Below are 23,633 nucleotides of genomic sequence, written 5' to 3'. Positions count from 1 at the left end.
CTCTGGATGTTCGGATCAGCGACGCATGAACGACGGTACGTCGACCTCGTCTTCGCCCTCTTCTTCGGACACCGGTACGCGTCGTCCAGTTCCGGGCACACTGTTCGACGGCGCGGTGCGTGACTCCGAATTCGGTAGCGGCGGAAGACTACTTCCGCTCGGAGCACCTGCGGAATCACGAAAAACTCCCGCCGAACTGGTCGAATCCGATGGCTTCGACGAGGACACTTCGCCGGACCGGGCCGAACCGACGGGTCCGCGCGCATTCCCGGGCGTAGCTTCCACGGGCCGACGAGTCGGGGTGCCACCGTCGAAACCGGCGGCGATCACGGTGACCCGCACCTCGTCGCCGAGTGAATCGTCGATGACCGTACCGAAGATGATGTTGGCGTCGATGTGAGCGGCTTCCTGCACCAGCGACGCAGCCTCGTTGATCTCGAACAGACCCAGGTCGGAACCACCGGCAATCGACAGCAGTACGCCTCGGGCGCCTTCCATCGATGCTTCGAGCAACGGCGAATTGATGGCAGATTCCGCCGCCTTGATGGCCCGACCCTCACCGCGTGAGGATCCGATTCCCATCAGGGCGCTACCGGCGCCGGACATGACACCCTTCACATCTGCGAAGTCGACGTTGATCAACCCTGGAGTCGTGATGAGATCGGTGATTCCCTGAACGCCGTTGAGTAGCACCTCGTCCGCACTTCGGAATGCATCCATCAAACTGACGGCCGCATCTCCCAACTGCAGTAGTCGATCGTTGGGGATCACTATCAGCGTGTCGCAGGATTCGCGAAGTTGCTGAATTCCGGTGTCGGCCTGGCCGCCGCGACGCTTGCCCTCGAACGAGAACGGTCGTGTGACGACTCCGACAGTCAGAGCACCGAGTTTGCGTGCGATATTGGCGACGACGGGCGCGCCACCGGTACCGGTGCCACCGCCTTCACCTGCGGTGACGAAAACCATATCGGCCCCCTTGAGGACCTCTTCGATCTCGTCTTTGTGATCGTCTGCGGCGCGGCGACCCACTTCGGGGTCCGCTCCGGCACCGAGTCCGCGAGTCAGCTCGCGACCTACATCGAGTTTGACGTCGGCGTCGCTCATGAGAAGTGCTTGAGCATCGGTGTTGACCGCGATGAACTCGACTCCCTTGAGTCCCTGTTCGATCATTCGGTTGACCGCGTTAACGCCGCCGCCGCCGATGCCGACGACCTTGATTACGGCGAGGTAGTTGTGCGGGGGCGTCATGGGCTCTCGCCTTCCGTGGTTGTTGTCTGGACTGTCAGGTACGGGAAAAGTCTCAACCTGAACCATAGGCTTAGAGTTATGTCAAGTACTCGACTTGGTGAACGCTATTGATCGGTGCAACCTTCTGCCATTAGGCGCGCCGGGCACCGCGAAAAGATTTTGCTTCAGACCGTACCTGTCGGTCGCTCGAACAGCTACTTGATGGTGGGTAGATCTGGGCTCGATACATCCAGAACCTGTCCGGGCTGAGACAACAATGTAAGCGCCACAGCAGATTTGCGCTCCGAATTGTCGCTACTTCCCCACACGAGCGTCCTCCCGTCGAGCAACGAAAGGGACACCTCCGATATCGACGTCGCGCGAACCTCGCCGACCTGACCACGAAGAGCGTCAGGCATCGAATCCAGTACGGCCAGTCCGCTTGTCGTAGCCGCATCCCCTGGACCGGGTGTATCCGTCACCAAGCGCACGACTCCAGGCAGGGGCGTACCGACCGCAAAGTCGACGCCGTCCTTGTCGAGCAAATGAGTTCCGTCCGGCTCGTCCACGAACGCCACAGGCACTCGTTCCGTCACCGTCACCCGCACGGTCGACGGATACATCCGTTGGACACGTACCGACGCCACTGCCGGGATAGCCGCGACACGCTGCGCAGCTGATCCAACATCGACCCGTACGAGCTTCTCCCCCAGCAGGATGTCGAGGTCGGCGACAATTTCTTCCTCGGACACCGTCGCGTTTCCGGTGACCTCGATCTTGCGGACCGACAACACGGGGGTGAGGTACACCAGGGCAAATCCCGCCACGATCACAGCCACCACCGCCGCCGCGATCAGTCCGAGCTTGCGACGCGACTGCGAGACACGCAAACGTTCCGCTTCTCGAGCCTCACGCCTGCGCTCGCGATCCTTCGCCTCGTGCGATGCGGCTGCCGAATTCACACCGGCCGTCGACCTTCCGGTGGATTCGCCATTCTTCGGTGTCGCCGCGGATTTCGGTCTTGCCTTGGACGTGCGATCAGTCTTGGCGGTACGGCGTCGACTCCCCCGATCGGGCCGACCGGTCACTCCGATGCCCGACCTTGCCCGATCCTGAAGTCGGTCTTCGACCGCAACGCATCGAGAATGGGTCCGGCCAACATCGTGACATCGCCGGCGCCCATGGTGATGACCACGTCACCGGGGGCGGTCAGCGCGGCAACCTGCTTGGCTACCAAAGATAGATCCGGCTGATAGTTGACCGGAACGGTCACCGCCGTTGCAACGAGAGCACCGGTGACCCCGGGGAGCGGTTCTTCGCGCGCGCCGTACACATCGAGTACGACCACCTCGTCGGCAAGGCTCAACGCCGTGCCGAACTCCGAAGCGAAAGTTTCGGTCCGCGAATACAGGTGCGGTTGGAAGACCACGATCACCCGTCCACGCTCGTCTGGGCCTGCGACTCCAGCGACGAGTTGCTGTGCCGCAGTCAGCACTGCACGAACCTCCGTCGGGTGGTGCGCATAGTCGTCGAAGACGCGAACGCCGTGTTCGCGCCCACGGAGCTGGAACCGCCGATGAACGCCACCGAAGCCGGCGAGACCGGCCAGTAGTTCGTCGACCCCGGCCCCTACCTGACACCCTGCGCTGAACGCGGCAAGAGCATTGAGCGCTGTGTGACGTCCAGGAACCCCCAGGCGCAACGTCCGCGGCTTCTCCTCACCCGCGACCAACAGTTGGGCCACACCCCCGACATCCTCAGGTTCCCAGTTGAGAAGACGGACCGCCATCTCTACCTCGCCCACATCGACGTTCGCCGATCCGTAACCGAGCACCCGAACCCCTGGTAGTGCACGTGCGTGGATTCGCTGAGCGAGGGCGGCGGACCCCGGGTCGTCCATGCAGGCGACCAACACCCCGCCTGGCTCGAGCAAGGCCGCGAAATCATCGAATACCTGCACGTAGGCCTCGGTCGTGCCGAAGTAGTCGAGATGATCGGCCTCGATATTGGTGACGATCACGACGTTCGGGCTGTACTGCAGCAGGGAACCGTCGCTCTCATCGGCCTCCGCTACGAATACGTCGCCGCTGCCGTGGTGAGCATTGGTACCGGCCTCGTTGAGCTCACCACCGACGGCGAACGAGGGGTCGAATCCGCAGTGCTGCAACGCAACCACGAGCATCGACGTCGTAGAGGTCTTTCCATGGGTCCCGGACACCAGCAGGGCGCGATACCCGTCCATCAACGAGGACAGAACGGCAGGCCGCAGCACGATCGGAATACCGCGTTCCTCGGCAGCGACGAGTTCGGGATTGTCTTTCGGAATCGCGGCGAGCGTCGTGACGACGACGGTGGGTCCACCCGGCAGCATGTCCAAAGCGGAACTGTCGTGCCCGACTCGGACTTGGGCACCACGTGCCCGAAGCGCAAGAACTCCGCGGCTCTCCTTGGCATCCGATCCGGAAACCTGGCCACCACGAGCCAGCAGAATACGTGCAATGCCCGACATACCGGCACCGCCGATGCCGACCATGTGCACTCTCGCGAGCTCGGCTGGAAGCTCGGACATGTCCATCCTTTCACCAGTCACGACAGTGACGCTTCGTTTGGTCGAGCCGAGGCGACGTCTACCACGATCTCCGCAACCGTAGCTGCAGCGTCGCGGTGACCTGCACTCCCCGCTGCGATGGACATAGCAGCGATGCGCTCGGTATCGGTGATCAATTCGACGATCGTGCTACCGACGTACGCCGCGTCGATCTGCGCGTCCTGCACCAATATCCCGCCCCCCGCATCGACGACGGGCCGAGCATTCAATTCTTGCTCACCGTTGCCGTGCGGCAACGGTACATACACACCGGGCAGCCCCGTCGCCGACACCTCGGCGACGGTCATGGCACCGGAGCGGCACATCGCCAGATCTGCGGCCGCATAGGCCAGATCCATGCGGGTGAGGTACGAAACAGCAATGTACGCAGCCTTTGTGCCTTCGATCGACTCGACGTCGATGGTGTTCTTCGGGCCGTGCGCATGCAGGACCGAGACCCCCGCGGCGGCGAGTTCGGCAGCAGCGCCGGACACTGCGTCGTTCAGCGAGCGTGCACCTTGCGATCCGCCGAACACCAGCAACACGGGGCCGTCCGCGGGTAACCCGAAATATGCTCGCGCTTCTCCACGACGAGAAGCTCTGTCCAGTCCGGTGATCGTAGGTCGTACGGGTATTCCAACTATCTCCGCATCCTGCGCACCGCGAGCGGATACGCCGGAGCCCGGCACGGCCGCCAGCACCCGAGTAGCCAGACGGGCGCCGACCTTGTTGGCAATCCCTGCACTTGCGTTGGCTTCGTGCAGAACGATCGGTATGCGTCGACTGTCACGAGCGCACCGCGCAGCGATGTAGGCGGGGAGAGCGACGTATCCGCCGAATCCCACGAGCACGTCCGCTTCCGTCTCGGCGAACACCTTTTTTGTCCTCCGCACCGATCGAACCAGTTTTCCTGGCAATCGAAGCAAGTCGAGTGTCGGTTTGCGCGGCAGCGGAACGGGAGGAATCAGTGCAAGCGGATACCCACGTGCCGGCACGAGAGTGGTCTCGAGACCTCGTTCTGTGCCGAGCGCGGTAATCCGGATTTCGGGATCGAGAGCGCGTAGTGCGTCGGCGACAGCGAGAGCAGGCTCGATGTGTCCTGCAGTTCCTCCGCCCGCTACGACGACGGACAGTGCTCTGGTGACCGGCGGTCGAGTTCGTGCATTCACCGTCGATATCCTTGCCCATCGGGGTGGTTGCGTCGCGCGCCGGGTTGCCTCGGCACGCGCCGGCGAGGATCGGACCGTTCCTCACCTGGAGCTCGACGTGCTCGATTCGGTGCGCCGCCCACCTGTGCGTGTTCACGCGCGGCCGAACGACCGCTCTCTGCACGTGCCGCAAGCCTGCGGCGGGCCTCCTGGTCGAGGGCAGGCCTGGTCGATTTGGATCGAGCGGCGGCTGCACGCAGAGGCGAGAACGACGCGGGCATCGGAAGCCGAAGTACTCGATCGAGCCTGCTGTCCCTGCCGGCGTGCAATGCCGCGATCGCTTCGGGTTCGTGTCTCGCGGCGTTGGCGATGATACCGAACATGAGGAGCGTGATCGCGGTCGATGATCCACCGTAGGACACCAGCGGCAACTGAAGACCCGTCACCGGAAGCAACCCGACCACATAGCAGATATTGATCATCGCCTGGGCGAAGATCCAGGTCGTCGAACCGGCGGCCAGCAGACGAAGGAACGGGTCGACCGATCGCATGGCAATGCGGAGGCCGGTGTACACGAACAGGGCGAAAAGACCCAACACTGCCAGGCACCCGATAAAACCGAGTTCCTCGCCGATGATCGCGAAGATGAAGTCGTTGTGCGCGTTGGGAAGGTAGCTCCACTTGGCACGGCTCTGACCGAGTCCGACGCCGAAGGGTCCGCCGTCGGCCAGGGAGTATCTCGCTTGCTTGGACTGATATCCCAGACCCTGTGGATCGTCCCCCGGGTTGAGCCAACCCTTGATCCGGTTCGAGCGATAGCCCGCAGTGAATGCCAATACGGTTGCGGCGCCGATTCCGCCGACGACCAGAATTGCGAACAAGCGAGCATTGAGCCCGGCGAACCATAGAAGCGAAACGAGGATGATGCCGATGGCGATGGCCGTACTCAAGTTCGGCTGCAGCACTACCAGCGCGCACATCAGCAACGATGCAGGTACCAACGGGATAAGGAGTGACTTCAAGCTGGCATGCTCGCTACGCCGCGAGGCCAGAAGATGTGCGCCCCACAAGACGAGCGTGACTTTGGCGAGTTCGGAGGGCTGGAACGAGATCCCAGCGATGTTGAACCATCGACGCGCTCCGTCTGCGCCCTCGGACCCCACACCCGGAATCAAGACGAGCATCAGCATGACCACCGAGATGCAGAACAGTGGGAACGACAGCTTTCGAAGCATCCGAACCGACATGCGCAACGCGATGTAGAACGCCACGACACCGAGGGCGACGCCGATCAGTTGCTGTGTGAACAGTGAATAGGCGGAGCCGTCCGTCGCATAGGCTTCGGCGGCCGAAGAGGACAGCACCATGACAAGCCCGAGGATGGTGAGTAGTGCCGCAATGGTGACGATCAGATGGAACGACGCAAGCGGGCGGCGCATCCACAAGCCGATTCTGGTCCGTGGTCCGCTGGTGGACGGACCAGCGCCGGGTCGAGATCGACCGGAAGCGGTACTCACGATACCGGCCCGATGGCGTGGCCGATATCCGCGGAGTCGAGATCGACTACGGCCTCGGCGAAGCTGCGACCGCGATGCCCATAGTCGACGAACATGTCGAGAGACGCCGCTGCAGGTGCCAGCAGCACGGTGTCGCCGGGCCGCGCTCGACGTGTTGCCTCTTGGACGACCGCCCGCATCACTACGTCAGCATCTACAGCAACATGAGTCACATCAGCATCGTCTCCCGCCGGATACCGCACAACGGGAACATCCGGTGCGTGTCGCGCCACCGCCTCTGCGATCTGGATCCCATCGCGGCCGATGACAAGTGCGGCGACGAGACGCGGAGCGATTTCGACGACGAGTTCATCGATGGCAGCGCCCTTGAGCAGTCCCCCTGCGATCCAAACGACGCGGGGATATGCGAGGAGCGAAGACCGTGCAGCATGCGGGTTGGTGGCCTTCGAGTCGTCCACGAACGTCACTTCGTTCGTCGTGCGAACCACGGCGCCGCGATGGGGGCCAACCTGATAAGTACGGATACCGTCGGCCACATGGTCCGCGCCGACGCCTATCGCGCGAGCCAGAGCAGAGGCCGCAAGCGCGTTCATCCACCCGGCGGGACCGGCGGGCACCACCGCCGACACCGGCACGATCTGCTCCCTATCGGCGAACGCGTTATCCACCAGATGATCACCGATTATGCCGAACTCGCCGTCCGCAGGCTCGGACAATCGGAATCCGATCACGCGGTCCGCCGGCGATATCGCCGAGAGCGCGGCGGCGCGGGCGTCGTCGAGACCGACCACAGCGATATCACCGTTCAGCGCCCGGGCCTTGGACTCGACGTAACCATCCATACCACCGTGCCAATCGAGATGGTCTTCCGCGATATTGAGCACCGCACCCGCGGCGGGGTGCACCGACGGAGCCCAGAACAACTGGAAAGACGACAGTTCGACGGCCAACACCCGCGGATGCGGCGAGAGTCGAAGGGCATCGAGTATCGGCAGACCGATGTTCCCGCACGCGACGCTGTCGATCCCTGCGGACTTCAATATCGAGGCCAGCATCGACGTTGTCGTGGTTTTGCCGTTTGTACCGGTGACGACCAGCCATCTCGTCGGCGGGCCGTAGATTCCGGCACGATCGATCCGCCATGACAACTCGACGTCGCCCCAGATGTCGACACCGTGGTTCGCGGCCGCCGCCAGCACCGGCGAATCAGCTCGTAATCCAGGGCTCGTCACCACCAGTGCGAGTGCACCGATTCGATCGGTGTCGGCGAGTAGCTCGTCCTGCAACACGACGCCCGCCCCGAGTGCGCGGGCGTTGTCCAGCGCCCCCGGATCCGAATCGGTGACCAGAACGTCCGCTCCCAACTCGAGCAGCGGCTGCACCGCCGCCAAGCCGGACACGCGAGCGCCTGCGACAAGGACGGTGCGTCCCCGAAGCCACGTCAGATCTTCGTCGTATCCGGTCGCGTCGGCAGTCTCGGACACGTGTGTCTACCCTCCGATTGCAGCGAGATATTCGCTGTAGAACAGGGCCAGCCCGACGGCCGACGCGATGGCGGCCAGAAGCCAGAATCTGATGATTACCGTGGTTTCCGCCCACCCGGCGAGCTCGAAGTGATGATGGAACGGCGCCATTCGGAATACTCGTCGTCGACTGGAGCGGAAGACCGCAACCTGGATCACGACCGACGCTGCCTCGGCGACGAACAGTGCAGCGATCACCACCATGATCAGCTCGGTTCTCGTCACGATCGACAATCCGGCAAGCAGACCACCCAGCGCCAAGGATCCGGTGTCCCCCATGAATATCTTTGCGGGCGCAGCATTCCACCATAGGAATCCGATACATGCACCCGCCGCGGCCGCACAGATGAGGGCGAGGTCCAGCGGATCGCGAACGTCGTAGCAGCCTGGCCCTGGGTTGGTGGAACACGCCATGCGGTATTGCCAGAACGTGATGACCGTGTAAGCGCCGAGTACCAATGTCATCGAGCCTGCCGCCAGACCGTCGAGGCCGTCGGTCAGATTGACCGCATTGGACCAGGCAGTCACCAAGAAGTAGCACCACACGATGAACACGATCGAACCCATGCTGACTGTGGCGATGTCGCGCACGTAGGACAGTTGGGTACTTCCGGGGGTGAGCCCGTTCGGCCCTCGGAACTGCAGGGCAAGGACGCCGAAAATTACGGCAGCGAAAAGTTGACCCACCAGCTTGGCGGTCTTGTTCAGGCCAAGATTTCTCTGCTTACGAATCTTGATGAAGTCGTCGAGGAAACCCACCAGGCCCAGCACCGTGGTCAAACCCAGAACCAGAAGGGCCGAAGCCGACGGCCCGTCCGCTTCGTAACCGATACCGATCAGATGCGAGCCCCAGTACCCAGCCCACAACCCGGCGAGGATCGCAACACCGCCCATGGTGGGAGTCCCTCGCTTGGATTGGTGGCTTGCAGGGCCCTCGACCCGAATCTCCTGCCCGAATCCTTGCTTCGAAAATGCCTTGATCAGCACAGGCGTGAGCAGGATCGCCACAGCGAGTGCAATACCTCCGGCGAAGAGGATCTGTCTCACTGCGATTCCTCCGGTGTCATCGTCTCGTTCTCTCCATCTGCCTCGTTCGGCGGTTCCAGCAACGCGTCGGCCACCGACCACAACGCGACCGACTGCGAAGCCTTCACCAGGACGATGTCACCGGGCAACACCTCGCGTCGCAAAACCGCAATTGCCTCCGCGTCGCCGGACACGAGCATCGACTCTTCACCCCACGACCCCTCCATCACCGCGCCCTGGTGGAGCGCTCGTGTCGGACGACCGGAGTCGACGATCACCAGACGACTCACATCGAGTCGCACGGCCAGCCTTCCGATCGCGTCGTGCTCGATGACTGATTCTGGACCCAGTTCACCCATTTCACCCAATACAGCCCACGTCCGCCGACGCGGCCCGCTGCCCGAGCGCGACATCGAAACCAGTGCTTTGAGCGCGGCCCGCATCGAGTCGGGATTGGCGTTGTACGAATCGTTGACGACGGTTACCCCGTCGGGACGGGTACGAACATCCATCCGGCGAACCGAGGTGGCATTGGAACCGGCAAGCGCGGTCGCGATCATCTCGAGGCTCGCGCCGCATTCGAGAGCCACAGCGGCCGCGGCCAGTGCGTTGCCTACCTGATGTTCACCGTGGACGGCGAGAGCGATGCCGATGCTCCCAGTAGGGGTGACAAGAGTGAAGCGCGCGCGCGCGTCGGCGTCGAGTTCGACGTCCGTTGCTCGAACATCGGCTTCCACCGAATGCCCGACTGTGACCACTCGAGCCGACGTCCGTGACCTCATCGACAACACCAGCGGATCGTCTGCGTTGAGAATTGCGACACCGCCATTCGCGGCATTCGGAAGCGCTTCGATCAATTCACCCTTGGCAAGCGCGATCTTTTCTCTCGATCCGAACTCGCCGAGATGGGCCGTTCCGACGTTCAGGACGATGCCGATTCGTGGAGGCGCGATCGAGGCCAAAGCGGCAACGTGCCCCACGCCTCGCGCCGACAACTCGAGAACCAAGAACTTCGTGGTTTCGTCGGCCCGAAGGGCCGTCCAGGGATGGCCCAATTCGTTGTTGAACGACCCGGGCGGCGCAACAACGGAACCCAGTGGCGCCAGTACCGAAGCAAGTAGATCCTTCGTCGATGTCTTTCCCGAGGATCCGGTCACGCCGATGACCGTCAGAGAGGTCGTATTCGTCAGGTCGACAACAGAGGCACGAGCCAATGCAGACAGCGCGCCGAGAACCGCGGCTCCTGATCCATCGCGATCGTGCTCGAGAGCCATGGCTCGACCGTCGTGCGGAACCGGTTCGACGACAATTGCGGGCACCCCGACGGGACGGGCAGCCAGGACTGCAGCGGCACCAGCAGCCACTGCTGCCGCTGCATGGTCGTGTCCGTCGACGTTTGCTCCCGGCAACGCCAGGAACAGACCTCCCGGGTTTACCTTGCGGGAATCGAACTCGACCGACCCGTCGACGATCCGTGACGGGTCGGGTACGTCGTGCAGGGTTCCGCCGACGATGTTCGCGATCTGGTCGAGTGTCAACGCTTTCACGATGGATCTCCTGCTTCTGCGTCGATCCTGCTGTCGATGGCGGCCGCAAGAACCACCCGATCATCGAATGGATGCTTCACACCCGCGATGTCCTGTCCGGTTTCGTGGCCTTTTCCCGCGACCAGAACGACGTCGCCCGCCCTTGCCCACTTCACAGCCTCGGTGATGGCGGATTCGCGGCCGGCCACATTTCGGACCTCACCGCGCGCCTGCGGGTCGACGGCCAACGCCCCGTCGTACATCGCGTCACGGATCGCCGACGGGTCCTCCGAGCGTGGATTGTCGTCGGTGATCACCAGCAGGTCCGCCCCGCGTGCTCCGGCGGCGCCCATCAACGGACGCTTCGCTTTGTCTCGGTCACCGCCTGCACCGAGGACCACCGCAATCCGTCCCGCGGTCTGTTCTCGCAATGTCTCGATGACGGCTTCCACTGCGGCAGGCTTGTGTGCGTAGTCGACCACGGCCAGGAAGTCCTGGCCGCGAACGATGCGTTGCACTCTGCCGGGGACGTCGACTTCGGCCATACCGCGAATTGCGCGACCGACATCGACCCCTGCCGCCGAGCATGCTGCAGCGGCGAGTACCGCATTGGCAACGTTGTATCGGCCGGGTAGTCGAATCTCGGCTGGGAAGCTCGCGCCGCCCGGTTCGACGATCGAAAAGTTCTGTGTGCCGTTGGCTTCCTTCGACCAGTCTGCGATCGTCCAATCGGAGTGCGCCGCGACCGAGGCGGTCAGGACACTCGTTCCGGCCGCACGAGCTATGTCGGCCATCCTCTTTCCCCAATCGTCGTCGACACACACGACGGCCGAGCGACTTCGGACACGCGAATCGGCAGTGAACAGTCGACTCTTCGCCTGGAAGTAGTCCTCGAGGGAATCATGGAAGTCCAGATGATCTTGCGACAAGTTGGTGAAGGCGCCGACCGAGAACACCGTGCCGTCGACGCGGCCCAATGCCAAGGCATGACTGGACACCTCCATGACCACCGTATCGATCCCACGCTCGAGCATCACCGCGAACAACGCGTGCAATTGAGGCGCTTCCGGAGTGGTGAGGGCACTCGGGACCCGGGAACCAGCGATCTTCGTCTCGATGGTCCCGATCAACCCCGTTACTTTGCCTGCAGCGACCAAAGCAGCCTCGAGGAGATATGCCGTCGTCGTCTTTCCGGACGTGCCGGTAATGCCGATGACGGTCATGCTCTCGGAAGGATTGCCGTAGACGAGCGCCGAGACGGTGCCGAGAATCATCCTCGGGCTCTCGTGAAGCAGGACCGGTACCGGCAACTGCGGATATTTGCCACGCACGATGCCCATACCCTCGGAATCGGTGAGGATCGCGACCGCACCCCTGTTCAGCGCATCCTCGACGAACGTCGCACCATGTGTGGACGATCCGGGGAGCGCTGCGAAAAGGTCGCCGCGCTCGATGCCCTGGGCACGCAGGTCGATGCCGGTGACAGGAATGCGATGCGTCACCCCATCGTCTACGACCACCGCGTCCGATGCGCCGGCAAGTTCCTCGACCGACGTGTGGGGCGGCTTCGACGGGCGAAACGCCGTCGGAGCAGGGTGCGGCACTTCTGGCACAGTCACTGTGCTCCTTTCTGCCCGGCTGCGAGGATGTCTCGGGTCCGCCGGGGGCGCGGTCGTCGACACGGATATCCAAAACCCCCGAATGTGCGGAAGAGGCCGACGAGTCAGGTTACCGGCGTGTGCACCCGGACCCGAATCGGGAGTTGCTCCGATTCGTCGATCGCGATCACAGAACAAAAGGTAATCATGTCAGTCGGCCTGCAGAACCAGTTTGCGTCCGGGATCGGCCGACAGTGGCACGCTGTCACGCTGAAGCATCCAACTCGCGATGTTGTGGAAAAGCGGCGCGGCAGACTGACCACCGGAACCGTCGGCACTCCGGGACGGCGCGTCGAGCATGATTCCGATCACGTACCGCGGATTGTCGGCGGGCGCAATCCCCGCGAACGTGATCCAGTAGTTCGAGTTCGAGTAGCACTTGCAGTCCGGATCGACCTGCTGCGCCGTACCGGTCTTGCCGCTGATCTGGTAGCCGGGTACACCGGCCGCGACCCCGGTTCCCCGTTGATTACCGGTGTCGTCCTGTGTGACGGAGCGAAACATGTCACGGACGGTCGAGGCAGTCTGCGGACTGACGACGTACACGCCCTCCGGCTGCTCGGTCTCGGCCTTATCTCCGCTCGGACCCGTCGTCGACCGAACGATTCGTGGTGGGATCCGCACTCCGTCGTTGGCGATGGCCTGATACATGGCCGTCATCTGGAGCAGTGTCATGGACAAACCCTGTCCAATAGGAAGGTTGGCAAAGGTGCCGCCCGACCATTGGTCGCGGCTCGGGACGCTGCCAGCACTTTCGTACGGTAGACCGACGTTGCTACGTTGCCCCAAGCCGAAGCGGGACAACATGTCCGCGTATCGATCTTCGCCGACACGCTGCGCAAGAATCAAAGTCCCGACATTGGAGGACTTCCCGAACACGCCCGTCGTCGTGTACGGAGCCACGCCGTGCTCCCACGCATCCTTGACCGAGACGCCGGACATGAAGATATTTCCAGGTACTTGCAGAACCTCGTCCGGCGTTGTCAGACCGTATTCGATCGCAGCTGCCGCAGTGATGATCTTGTTCACCGAACCGGGCTCGAAGGGGGTCGTGACCGGGAGATTGCCCATCTGCTTGTTCTTGTCGTTGTTGCCGACCCCGATACCTGGGTTGAAGGTGTTGTCGTTCGACATGGCGAGAACCTCACCGGTGTGCACATCCTGCACAAAAGCGGAAGCATCCTTCGCACCGGACAGATCCTTCGCCAACTGCACCTGCTGCTGCACGTAGTACTGAAGATCGGCGTCGATCGTCAATTCGACGCTCGAGCCGTTGACGGCGGGTTGCTTGTCACGCCAGCTCCCCGGGATGACCGCGCCGTCGGACCCGCGGTCGTACGTCTGAGATCCGTCGGTTCCTGCGAGAGTGGAATCGAGCGAATCTTCCAGCCCCAGCAGACCGTGTCCGTCGTAACCCGTTGCCCCCACCATGTTCGCGGCGAGCGATCCACCCGGGTATTCGCGGATGTCCTGTCTTTCCAGTCCTACTTCTTCGAATTCCTTGCTGATCTTTGTTGCGACCGTCGAATCGACTCCACGCACGAGGTAAGTGAATGTGTCGTTGCTCTTCAGTTTCGCGAGGATGTCCTTCTCGCTCGCAATGTCACCGAGTTCGTCGTGAAGTCCGGCAGCAATGGCCTTCAGCCGATCGTCGGTTCCGGGCTCGGTCGCATCCTTCGCTCGCGCCTCGTCCAATTCCTTCCGAACCCGAACCGGCTGGAACGTCAGTGCTTTGGCCTCCATCGTGAACGCGATCGGCTTGCCGTTACGGTCAGTGATTGCGCCTCTGGTCGCAGGATCGACAAGCGTCGTCGTGCGTTGCGAAGCCGCCTCTGCCGACAACCGACTCCCATCGACCCCCATGATCCACAACAGCTGCAGCGCAACGAGTGCGAGCACACCGAACATCAGAACTCGCCCGAACCCGCTCCGAAAACCGAAGGAAGACGCGTCGAACCGTCCGCGGCGAGGGTGTCGAGGCGGCAGCGACGAACCTGATGATCTACTCGCGGGCCTTCTGGCGCCGTCTCGTGCGCCGACCCCCGGTGCTCGACGTGTCGACCGTGGACGTCCAGCTGTTCCGGTGGTCGGCCGTGTCACTGCCGACTACCCGACGCGTTATCCGGCGACGGACTTTCCGATTGGGTACTCATGGGAACCAATTGTTCACCGAGAGCCCCGGCACGAGCGTCAATGGATGTGTTCGGCGTGGCGGGTGTTGGACGTGTGGGAGAAGAAGCCGAGCGCGGAGTGACCGAGGGCGGTGACTGTGTAGGCGAAACACTTTGCGAATCCGGCGGATCCAGGGGCGCTACCGGCTTGCCTTCCGCTGGCGCCGGCGTTCCGATCACCTGCACGGAACCATCGGGCGCCACGACGAGACGTGCGACATTCCCCGCGGGTACCATCCCCATCTCAGCGGCACGCCTCGCGAGTTCTGGTGCCGAGTCTGCCAATTCGACGTCGCGCTGAAGCGAGGCACGTTCCTGAACGAGTCCCTCGTTGTACGCCTTGGCGTCGGACAGGTCATACGAATCCCCCGCCGACCGAGTCGTCAGAAGCAGCGTCAGACCGAGCCCGAGCGACAACAGTCCGATGATCAGAGCGACGAACGGAATCCGGGCAGTCATCGACGCCCCGGACAGAGATAAGCGAGCAGCGCCGTGACTGCTGGTCGTTGCGTCCCCGGAGTACACCGTGGCTCGCTGCTGACGACGCTCGTAGGCGCGCAAGGCAGCACCGGAGCGTGCAGCACCAGTCTCCGTCGAGGTCGCTCGTGTTCGACGCGTACGCCGAGTTCCTGCCGAACCCGCGGTGATTGTCATGCCGCTCTCCTTGCGATGCGCTCGGCTGCACGTAGGCGCACAGGCGCCGAACGCGGGTTGTCTTCGATTTCTTGTTCCGAGGCGCGTTCGGCACCTCGGGTGAGCAGTGCGAACTCAGGACCCATCCCGGGGAGCTCGACCGGAAGACCCTCTGGGCTACGAGATTTGACCCGAGGAGCAAGTTCCTTCTTCACTACTCGATCTTCGAGCGACTGGTAGGACATGAACACCACTCGTCCGCCGATCGAGAGTGCATCCAGACCGGCAGGTACTGCCTTCTCCAGCGAATCCAGCTCACCGTTCACCTCGATGCGCAGAGCTTGAAAGGTGCGTTTGGCCGGATGCCCGCCCGTGCGGCGCGTAGCTGCCGGAATCGACTCGTAGAGAAGTTCCACCAGGGCACCGCTCGTGGCGAAAGGAGTGATCGCCCGACGCCGAAGGATCGCCGATGCGATACGACCCGCGAACCGCTCTTCACCATAGGTACTGAGCACCCGCGCGATATCGCCATGACTGTAGGTATTGAGGATGTCCGCGGCCGTAATACCCACCGTCGAGTCCATCCGCATGTCCAGAGGCGCGTCTATCGAATAGGCGAATCCACGTTCGGCCTCGTCCAACTGCATCGACGAAACACCGAGGTCGAAGAGAATGGCATGTACCGACCCGTACTCGGGAAGACCTGCCTCTTCGAGCGCAGCACCGATTCCGTCGTACGTCGTATGTACGAACGTTGTCCTGTCGGAGAATTCGGACAGGCGCCGACTCGCGAGTTCGAGAGCGGCAGGATCCCGGTCGAGGCCGATAAGACGTACACCGGGATAGGTTCGCAAAAAGTGTTCGGAGTGGCCCCCGAGCCCGAGGGTGGCATCGATCATGACGCTGCCTTCTCCACCGGGGCCTACTGCGGTCAACGCTGGACCCAGCAGTTCGTCGGCTCGGCCCAACCGGACCGGAATATGCTTGGCACGAGGGATATTCGATGCATTGGATCCCTGCGACGGTCCTGCGGTATTTTCAGGGCCGCCAGGAGGGCTGTCCGGGGCGGGCGGCTGAGACTCGCCTTCCACAATGATTCCTCCCGGTCTTGCTTGGCGCACCTTGTGCTCGGCGAGCGGATCGAAGAGATGAACTGTGTCGAATGCTTCGAGGTCCCTGTCCGATAGGGATCCTGGCGTTGGGGAAGAACGTCAGGGTCCTGATCTGTGAAACCTGGCGTTGGGGAAGAACGTCAGGGTTCTGATCGGGCAGAGGCCTCGCGGCACTCGGCGGTGAATTAGTGGCGCTACATAATCCCTCCGAGGGATTCGTCGAAGGCGTCGGAGAAGCTCTGCTCGCTTTCCGCCGAGTAACGGGTCCAGGACTCTTTGTTCCAGATCTCGATGAACTCGATGGAACCGTTGACGACGACTTCGCGCCCAAGATTCGCGTAGCGCCGATGGTCGGCGCTGATCATGATCCGCCCCTGCCCGTCGAGCTGCTGCTCGTCGGTGCCGGCACCCAACTGCCTTATGTACGCACGTGCGACGGGATTCGAGCGCGAGGCTTCGGTGAGCTTGCGAACCCGCTCGGAGAACTCCTCCGGGGTGTAGACGGCGAGGCTGTGATCCTGCCCTTTGCTCACCATCACACCTCCAGAAAGCGCTTCGCGGAACTTCGCCGGCAATGTCAACCGACCCTTGTCGTCGAGCTTTGGCGTGTAGGTACCGAGGAACACTCGACACCTCCTACCTGAACCCTTCGCTGTCCACCACTTTACCCCACTTCCCCCCACTATCAATCCCTGACGAGGATTCGTTTGTCATCATCCACACAAAAGCGCAGCTCAAAGCGGTGGAAGGCTGTGGGGAGGATTTATGCCATCGGCGCGCCTGGCTCGGATCGAGGAATCTACTGCGCGAGCTGAGACGACGAAACTGCAGTTCGGGTCCACGTCCCGAGGGCTGCGAATCGCCGAACGGGCGGCAGTGGGTCCAAGTGGGGATTGACAGGTACAGCCCCGGCCAGCGGGGCGAACGCGATGTGGACAGCAAAAAAGCGGCGCCCCATCTCTCGATGGAACACCGCTTTCGCGTTCTTCAGCATCGCGCGTTCTAGTGCCGCGCGTTCTTTGACGTCAACCGCTGCGGGCCACGATCGAGTCCATCAGACTGCAATCGCGCGCACAGTGTTCACTCCTGCTCGAACCGCCGCCGGAACCGATCTTCCATGCGCGACGCGAAGCCTCCGCCTTTACGGGCAGACTTGGACTTCTGCCCCGAGCTCCTCGGACCGGACCCGGAATTGGATCCGCTCACACTCGATGCGTCGCCGTCGGACGGCGTTGCAGCTTTGCGTGATCCGCCGAGAAGAAACAGCACGCCTGCCCCGAACATCAGGACGAAGCCGACGAGGCTTATCACAGGAAAACCGCCGGGCTTGAATGGCAGAGCCACCCCGGCGATCAGAAGAACAAGCCCCAACGCGAACAATGCGGCCGCTTGAAAACGGCGTTTGCTCGATGCCGTACGCATGCGTCCGCTTCGTACGTGCGAGGCGAATTTGGGATCCTCGGCGTAGAGAGCGCTCTCGATTTGATCGAGCATGCGCTGCTCGTGCTCGGAGAGTGGCACGGTACCTCCCCCTGAACAGAAATTGAAAGTCATTTCGGGTCCGAAACGACGGGAAGCTGACCTTGGCGGCTACCTACTGTCGATAATACGAGCAGAATCGCCTGCTTACCACCTACTCGCGATATGTGTTCCTGAGAATGTTCGAAGTTCCCCAGCGCAACGCCACAATCGGCACTCGGAAGTCGTTGATCTGCAGTACCCGCGGCAGGCGCCAGACGCGGACCGGCGAAGAACGCCGCGCTCAAGCAGACATCGAGTGCGGACGGACTTCCTGTCTGTCGAGTCGTGAATCGACTCCGATGTACTCCTCCACGACCTGAAGGAATCGCCCCACTTCGCGGTAGAACTCGTCGGCGTCGTTTTCGTCGATCGATCGGCGCAAGCCCGCCTGGACGGCCGCTCTGGTCGTCGAGAAGCCGGAAAAGTACTCAGCCCAGGAATCTAGGGCGGGCGCCGCCTTTGCCATCAGCACCCAGGCACTTCGCGAGCGCACTCGCGATGCGGCGATCGGGGTCGCCTCCAGGACCGCTGCCGCGCCGCGCAGAGCCGCTATATAGCAGTCGAGAAACATCTCGGTGGCATCCGCGGCGCCCACCGACCCGGACAGCATCGCATCCGCTCGACCGAGCAACGCTCTGGCGCGAGGCGATACCCCCGGACGTACGTCAGCACGGAGAACTTTGGCAGCCATACTCGAACACCTCCCGTTCGATTCGCCTCACGCGGCCGTTCGATCTGGTAATTCGGATTCGGTGGTACGGATTAGGTACCACCGACACGCCCGGACAACGATGAAGCTCTAAGGTCGGAACCCGGCGAGTCTCGCTTCCCTCGAGCTCTTCGCCGGATCGCCGACATCGAACATTCGTTCGACATATTCAATATAACTGCGCCCACCGACAAGTAGTCAAGGAAAGGTTGAGAACAGTCGCTACCGATGCGGAAACGACCCCCTATCTCGTCGACCTTTCCCCTCAGGAAATTCGTCGCCGCCTCCCCGAAGCTCTGGCCATTTACGTAGCGGCCATGGGCTACCCCCAGGGCACCGAGTACCACCGCGCTCCCATGTGGATCGAGCATCTGTCGCGGCCAGGCTGGCGGGGAGTCGGAGCAGTGCTCCCCACCTCCGATGCACCCCTGGTCGCCGTGGCATACGGCTATCACGGTGCTCGAAATCATTGGTGGCATCAGCAGGTGCGCGACGGGCTGCACAGATCCGGGCACACGGGCGAGTACATCGACGGAGTACTCGACGACTACTTCGAGTTGACGGAACTGCACGTCACACCGAGCGCCCAGGGCCATGGACTCGGCCGCGCACTCACTCGCAGACTTCTACAGGATCGACCCGAAAAGAGCGTGCTTCTGTCCACCCCGGAGGTCGAGCAAGAGGAAAACCGCGCCTGGCGTTTGTACCGGCGACTCGGATTCGAGGATGTGCTGCGCGACTTCACGTTTTCTGGCGATCGACGGCCGTTCGCCGTGCTGGGTCACGCACTTCCGTTCGAATGAAGGACGACCTATAGCCTGGACCGGTGATCGACGCTGTGGTAGTAGGCTCCGGCCATAATGCTTTGACCTCGGCTTGCTATCTCGCTGCAGCTGGGCTGTCCGTCGAGGTGCTCGAACGAGACACGATCGCCGGCGGCGCGGTGTCGTCCGTGGAGAGATTCCCCGGACACCGCGTGGACCGCGGGTCGTCTGCGCACATCATGGTGCGTCACACCGGAGTAATCGAAGAACTCGATCTCGCCAGTTACGGCCTGCGCTACGCCGAGTGTGATCCGTGGGCCTTCGCGCCAGGAGCCCCGAACTCCACCGAGGAAGCATTGGTCTTCCATCGCGACCTCGACCGAACATGCGAGTCGATCGCGCGGTCCTGCGGGACCGCCGATGCGATCGCCTATAGACAGTTCGTTGCAATGTGGGGACCACGAAGCGCTAGGACCATGCGGGCGTTCTCCTCCCCACCCACCGGCCCAGGCCTGCTTCGCTCCTTCTGGGGTCTCGACGCCCCCGACGGCGGAAGCGCATTGTCTCGCGAATTCCTCACTACCGGTGATGCCCTGCTCGATTCGTTGTTCACCAGTGAACGCCTGAAAGCTGCACTGGCGTGGTTCGGCGCGCAATCCGGGCCACCCATGTCCGAGCCAGGCACTGCCCCCATGGTCGGCTTCGCGGCCCTTATGCATACGCTTCCGCCCGGGCGTGCGATCGGTGGAAGTGGCGCACTGACCGAGGCCCTCGTTGCTCGGCTGTCGGCGACGGGCGGGTCGGTTTCCGTGGGCGATGCAGTCGAGGCAGTGTCGCCGAGAGATGGGCAGTGGACCACCACGACGTCTTCTGGACGATCGATCCGAAGCCGAATGGTCATCGCTGGCTGTCACATTCTGACCACTCTCGATCTTCTCGCGGCAGGCGGCCACGATCCTCGGGCCATCGAAGCCTGGCGCCGACACATTCGGGTCGGCCCCGGTATCGGGATGGCAGTCCGTCTCGCCACCGACTCGCTGCCGCAGTATTCGAGCGCAGCGGCCGATTCCGACGCGACAACGGGTCTACAGATGCTGGTTCGCGACCGTGCACATCTGCGTCTGGCCCATGGGTCCGCGTCTGCAGGTGAACTCCCACCGAGGCCTGCGGTACTGGGCATGTCGTTCACCGCGATCGATCCCACCGTTGCACCCGCAGGTCAACATCAGATTTCGCTGTGGTCACAGTGGCAGCCCCACACCCTGTCCGGAGGACGGCAGTGGCGTCGATCGGAGCAGGTACGTGCCGACGATCTCGCCGAGCTCGAGGCGGACCGAATTGTCGCCGAGCTCGAGTCCTACGCACCGGGCTTCAGTGCGTCCGTGCTCGACCGACATGTCCAGTCACCTGTCGATATCGAAAGCGAGCTCGGTTTGATCGGGGGAAACATCATGCACGTCGAGATGTCACTCGATCAGATGATGATGTGGCGACCGGTCCCCCAGCTCGCCGGATACCGAGTGCCTGGAGCTCCAGGAATGTATTTGACGGGTGCCTCGACCCACCCGGGTGGCGGAGTGTCCGCGGCGAGCGGGCGGAGTGCGGCCCGAATCGCCCTGGCCGACGCACGAGCCGGCAGACTCCGCCGCTGGATCGGGAACCGAAGACGATGAACAGGTTCGTCGTGGCACTCGCGGGTGCCGCAATACTGGCCCAGATTTCGTACCCCCTCGTGACCGGGTCGCGACGCGATGTCGTCACCGTCGCCGTCGTCGTCCTCCTCGCGTCGTGTGCGCTCGTACACGCCGCTGTGTCCCGCGGTTTCGGTTGGGCTCTGATGCTGTTCGCGACTACTGCCGGGCTCGGCCTGATCGCCGAAATAGTAGGAACCGCAACGGGGTTCCCTTTTGGAAGCTATGGATATGCAACTGGTCGACTCGGCCCCGACATCGTGGGCGTGCCCGCGGTGGTCCCACTTGCGTGGACGGCCGGGTTCTATCCGATCTGGTGCGCGGTCTCCTATGTGTTGCAACGATCGTCGACCTCTCCGGAGCGTCGAAGAATTCACCGAGTCGTGATCACTGCGGTCGGGATGGTCGGATGGGATCTCTACCTCGACACTCAGATGGTGACCGATGGGCAGTGGACCTGGACGTCTCCGATCGCCGGACTACCCGGAATCCCCTCGATTCCGGTGAGCAACTATCTGGGATGGTTTGTCACCGCAGCCATAATGGCGCTGATCGTCGATACTCTGGGGCGCCGGTTCCGAGCTGACCGCACCACGCTGTCGCCGATTTCCGACACCGCTCCTCTGGTGCTGTTCACCTGGACGTGGCTTGGTTCGGCGCTTGCACACGCCGCGCTTCTGACCGGACCCGAACTTCGATATTCGGCCGTCTACGGATTTTTCGCGATGGGGGTCGTCGGAGTTCCACTCGTATGGACTTGGGCGATGTCGAAATGGGCAACTTCGAGAAAACCGACCACCGAACCTCGAGGACGCACGCGGACTCGGTGACGTTCTTTCGGCTCCCTGGCGCAGACGGTGTCATACGTCTGGCACGATGTCGAACGTGCAGTCGACATTCCGTGCAGGTACCCGCAACCGTCGAATTATGTCCGCCCTCGCATTAGCGCTGTTCGTAGCGCCGATGTTGGCCGGTTGCCTTCGGGTACAGGTCTCGATGGGTGTCTCTGCCGACGACCGCGTGTCGGGGCAGATCGTGGCCGCGACGATACCGACATCCGATACCGACACCGGTCCGGTGCTCACACCTCCGTCTTCGCTCGCGAGCAAGATCCGTGTCGCGGAATACAAGCAGGACGGATACATCGGCAGCCAAGCACGTTTCAGCGATCTCTCCTTCGGGGACCTTCAAACTCTCGGTTCCATGTCGGATCAAGCGACGGGGAGCTACCAGCTGGTGATGCAGCGAGCGGGCGACACCGTGACGCTCGAAGGCAAGGCCGATTTGCAGACAGTCCCCAAGCAGGGCACAGATGTTCAGTTCACCATCGCGTTTCCCGCTCGAATCGGGACGACCAACGGCACCCGCGAAGGGGACAACATCATCACCTGGAAGTTGCCCGCGGGCGAGGTGACGAGCATGCGAGCCGAGGTCAATTATCCCGATCCCAACACCCGCAGTTTCGCGGGCTGGGCCGGCATCGTCGGGGGCGTCACTGTCGGTATCGCAGCGATCGTCGGAGCCATGGCCTGGGTGACCAGGAACCCTCCGGTGCGCCTCGTCGAATCGAAGAAGTAGCGAATCGATCGTGACTACCGCCGGCCGAGTGATCGCCGGCATGACTGCTGTCGGCGCGGTGCTATCGGTATCGACGGCGGCCATCTCGGTCTTCAACGCCGTCACAGTTCCCCGCCTGTCCCGCGCAACCGATTCCGACGTCCACGACTCGATCGTGGTCTGCGTTCCCGCCCGCAACGAACAAGAACAACTCCCCTTGCTCATTGCGGACCTTCGGGCTCAGCGTCGGTGCCGTGATCTTCGAATTCTGATACTCGACGACGGTTCGACGGACGACACCCTCTCGGCAGCCCGAGCAGCTGCAGGCGACGACGCCCGAGTCAGCGTCGTCGAATCGGGTGCCGAGCCACCTCCTGGGTGGACGGGCAAGGCGGCAGCGTGCCGGACCCTTGCCGGTCTCGCGTTCGAGATGAACGATCATCTCGACACGATCGTGTTCGTCGACGCCGACGTTCGTCTCGCCGAGGGCGCGGTCGCGGCAGCAGCGTCGACACTGCGCCGCCACGACGCTGCATTGGTATGTCCATGGCCGAAGCAGATCAGCGGAAGCGTCGTCGAACATCTGGTACAACCGCTACTCGGCTTCTCGTGGATGTCGACGTTGCCGATTCGGCTTGCCAACGGTTCACTCCGTCCGTCGACTACCGTCTCGTGCGGACAATTCATGATGTTCGACGCGGCTGCGTACCGCGACATCGGCGGGCACGAGTCGGTGGCAGCAAGCGTTACCGAGGATCTCGATATTGCTCGCACACTGCGTCGCAGCGGGCGGGACACAATTCTCGTCTCGGGGGCCGGTCTGGTCGAATGCCGTATGTACGACGGCGTGGACGATCTACGTGCAGGATATTCGCGCTGGCTGTGGAACGCATTCGGTGGTACCGGAGGCTCGATCGCGGTGTTGTCCGCGGTCTCGATGATGTACTTGCTTCCGGCCGTCGCAGCACTTGCGGGATCGGGTGAGGTTCGACGATGGGGCCGGATCGGCTATGGCGCAGCCGTGGTGTCGAGACTCGCTGCCGCGCAAGCCGAATATGCAGACATGCCAGGTCGGTCGACCAACGTTCTTCGCTGTGCTGTCGAGTCGAGCGCCCATCCGCTGTCCGTGGCTACCTACATCTGGCTCACGATCGATTCGCATCGGTCGCACAGGCGCGGAAACCTGGTGTGGAAGCAGCGCCCACTGATTGCCGAGGACCAATCCCCCGCGGTCGAAGGACGTTCCTAGACGCTCACCGGTTT

General features: G+C 62.7%; 20 protein-coding genes. 5 read left to right on the top strand and 15 right to left on the bottom strand.

The genetic code is table 11. The annotated features are described in order from the left end of the window. Positions 1 to 15: 15 nt before the first annotated feature. From ftsZ to E5720_RS19675, 15 genes are all read right to left on the bottom strand, one after another. On the bottom strand, positions 16 to 1,248 hold the full coding sequence (gene ftsZ / locus E5720_RS19745) for a cell division protein FtsZ (RefSeq protein WP_136172031.1): 1,233 nt from the start codon (positions 1,246 to 1,248) through the stop codon (positions 16 to 18). Between the two features lie 194 nt (positions 1,249 to 1,442). After that, entirely contained in the window at positions 1,443 to 2,189 is a 747-nt protein-coding gene (locus tag E5720_RS19740; protein WP_247596062.1) for an FtsQ-type POTRA domain-containing protein, read from the bottom strand. A 122-nt stretch (positions 2,190 to 2,311) separates the two neighbouring features. Next, complete coding sequence (gene murC, locus E5720_RS19735) at positions 2,312 to 3,796, bottom strand: UDP-N-acetylmuramate--L-alanine ligase (RefSeq protein ID WP_136172030.1); 1,485 nt, start codon at positions 3,794 to 3,796, stop codon at positions 2,312 to 2,314. Between the two features lie 17 nt (positions 3,797 to 3,813). After that, positions 3,814 to 4,983 (bottom strand): undecaprenyldiphospho-muramoylpentapeptide beta-N-acetylglucosaminyltransferase, encoded by a 1,170-nt coding sequence (gene murG / locus E5720_RS19730; RefSeq protein ID WP_247596061.1) that lies wholly within the window; start codon positions 4,981 to 4,983, stop codon positions 3,814 to 3,816. After that, on the bottom strand, positions 4,980 to 6,401 hold the full coding sequence (ftsW, locus tag E5720_RS19725; protein ID WP_136172029.1) for a putative lipid II flippase FtsW: 1,422 nt from the start codon (positions 6,399 to 6,401) through the stop codon (positions 4,980 to 4,982). Before ftsW ends, murG begins: the two co-directional genes overlap by 4 nt. Positions 6,402 to 6,475: 74 nt before the next feature. Next, positions 6,476 to 7,963: a UDP-N-acetylmuramoyl-L-alanine--D-glutamate ligase gene (murD, locus tag E5720_RS19720; protein WP_136172028.1), complete on the bottom strand. Its 1,488-nt coding sequence runs from the start codon at positions 7,961 to 7,963 to the stop codon at positions 6,476 to 6,478. 6 nt (positions 7,964 to 7,969) lie between these two features. Continuing rightward, positions 7,970 to 9,049 (bottom strand): phospho-N-acetylmuramoyl-pentapeptide-transferase, encoded by a 1,080-nt coding sequence (mraY, locus tag E5720_RS19715; RefSeq protein WP_088945618.1) that lies wholly within the window; start codon positions 9,047 to 9,049, stop codon positions 7,970 to 7,972. Continuing rightward, positions 9,046 to 10,575, bottom strand: coding sequence for a UDP-N-acetylmuramoyl-tripeptide--D-alanyl-D-alanine ligase (gene murF / locus E5720_RS19710; protein ID WP_136172027.1), 1,530 nt, complete (start codon positions 10,573 to 10,575; stop codon positions 9,046 to 9,048). The genes mraY and murF overlap by 4 nt, the downstream gene beginning before the upstream one ends. Then, positions 10,572 to 12,173 (bottom strand): UDP-N-acetylmuramoyl-L-alanyl-D-glutamate--2,6-diaminopimelate ligase, encoded by a 1,602-nt coding sequence (locus E5720_RS19705; RefSeq protein ID WP_136172026.1) that lies wholly within the window; start codon positions 12,171 to 12,173, stop codon positions 10,572 to 10,574. The genes murF and E5720_RS19705 overlap by 4 nt, the downstream gene beginning before the upstream one ends. A gap of 189 nt (positions 12,174 to 12,362) precedes the next feature. After that, positions 12,363 to 14,198, bottom strand: a complete 1,836-nt coding sequence (locus E5720_RS19700; RefSeq protein ID WP_136172837.1) for a penicillin-binding protein 2 — start codon at positions 14,196 to 14,198, stop codon at positions 12,363 to 12,365. Between the two features lie 110 nt (positions 14,199 to 14,308). Then, a complete protein-coding gene (locus E5720_RS19695; protein WP_247596060.1) occupies positions 14,309 to 15,037 on the bottom strand; it encodes a hypothetical protein in 729 nt (242 codons plus the stop codon). Then, entirely contained in the window at positions 15,034 to 16,014 is a 981-nt protein-coding gene (gene rsmH, locus E5720_RS19690; protein WP_136172836.1) for a 16S rRNA (cytosine(1402)-N(4))-methyltransferase RsmH, read from the bottom strand. The genes E5720_RS19695 and rsmH overlap by 4 nt, the downstream gene beginning before the upstream one ends. A gap of 308 nt (positions 16,015 to 16,322) precedes the next feature. After that, a complete protein-coding gene (mraZ, locus tag E5720_RS19685) occupies positions 16,323 to 16,754 on the bottom strand; it encodes a division/cell wall cluster transcriptional repressor MraZ (RefSeq protein ID WP_136172025.1) in 432 nt (143 codons plus the stop codon). 454 nt (positions 16,755 to 17,208) lie between these two features. Further along, on the bottom strand, positions 17,209 to 17,649 hold the full coding sequence (locus E5720_RS19680; RefSeq protein ID WP_136172024.1) for a DUF3040 domain-containing protein: 441 nt from the start codon (positions 17,647 to 17,649) through the stop codon (positions 17,209 to 17,211). Positions 17,650 to 17,890: 241 nt separating this feature from the next. After that, the gene (locus tag E5720_RS19675; protein ID WP_136172023.1) at positions 17,891 to 18,340 is read right to left on the bottom strand and encodes an SAV_6107 family HEPN domain-containing protein; all 450 of its coding nucleotides are present in this window, start codon (positions 18,338 to 18,340) and stop codon (positions 17,891 to 17,893) included. A gap of 227 nt (positions 18,341 to 18,567) precedes the next feature. Between E5720_RS19675 and E5720_RS19670 the strand changes: the two genes are divergently transcribed. From E5720_RS19670 to E5720_RS19650, 5 genes are read left to right on the top strand one after another with little or no spacing between them, the layout of a single operon-like run. Continuing rightward, entirely contained in the window at positions 18,568 to 19,161 is a 594-nt protein-coding gene (locus E5720_RS19670; RefSeq protein ID WP_136172022.1) for a GNAT family N-acetyltransferase, read from the top strand. Positions 19,162 to 19,184: 23 nt separating this feature from the next. Next, positions 19,185 to 20,795 carry an NAD(P)/FAD-dependent oxidoreductase gene (locus tag E5720_RS19665; protein ID WP_136172021.1) on the top strand — a complete coding sequence of 537 codons (1,611 nt, stop codon included), beginning with the start codon at positions 19,185 to 19,187 and terminating at the stop codon, positions 20,793 to 20,795. Next, positions 20,792 to 21,643: a carotenoid biosynthesis protein gene (locus E5720_RS19660; protein WP_136172020.1), complete on the top strand. Its 852-nt coding sequence runs from the start codon at positions 20,792 to 20,794 to the stop codon at positions 21,641 to 21,643. The genes E5720_RS19665 and E5720_RS19660 overlap by 4 nt, the downstream gene beginning before the upstream one ends. Before the next feature lie 46 nt (positions 21,644 to 21,689). Beyond that, positions 21,690 to 22,391: a DUF3153 domain-containing protein gene (locus E5720_RS19655; protein WP_210729912.1), complete on the top strand. Its 702-nt coding sequence runs from the start codon at positions 21,690 to 21,692 to the stop codon at positions 22,389 to 22,391. A gap of 40 nt (positions 22,392 to 22,431) precedes the next feature. Further along, a complete protein-coding gene (locus tag E5720_RS19650; protein ID WP_136172835.1) occupies positions 22,432 to 23,619 on the top strand; it encodes a glycosyltransferase in 1,188 nt (395 codons plus the stop codon). The last annotated feature ends 14 nt before the right edge of the window (positions 23,620 to 23,633 follow it).

Origin of the sequence: Rhodococcus sp. PAMC28707, from assembly GCF_004795915.1 — a bacterium.
Lineage (GTDB): Bacteria > Actinomycetota > Actinomycetes > Mycobacteriales > Mycobacteriaceae > Rhodococcoides.
The sequence above is the reverse complement of the archived record's forward strand: the minus strand, read 5'-3'. Positions and strand labels throughout refer to the sequence as shown.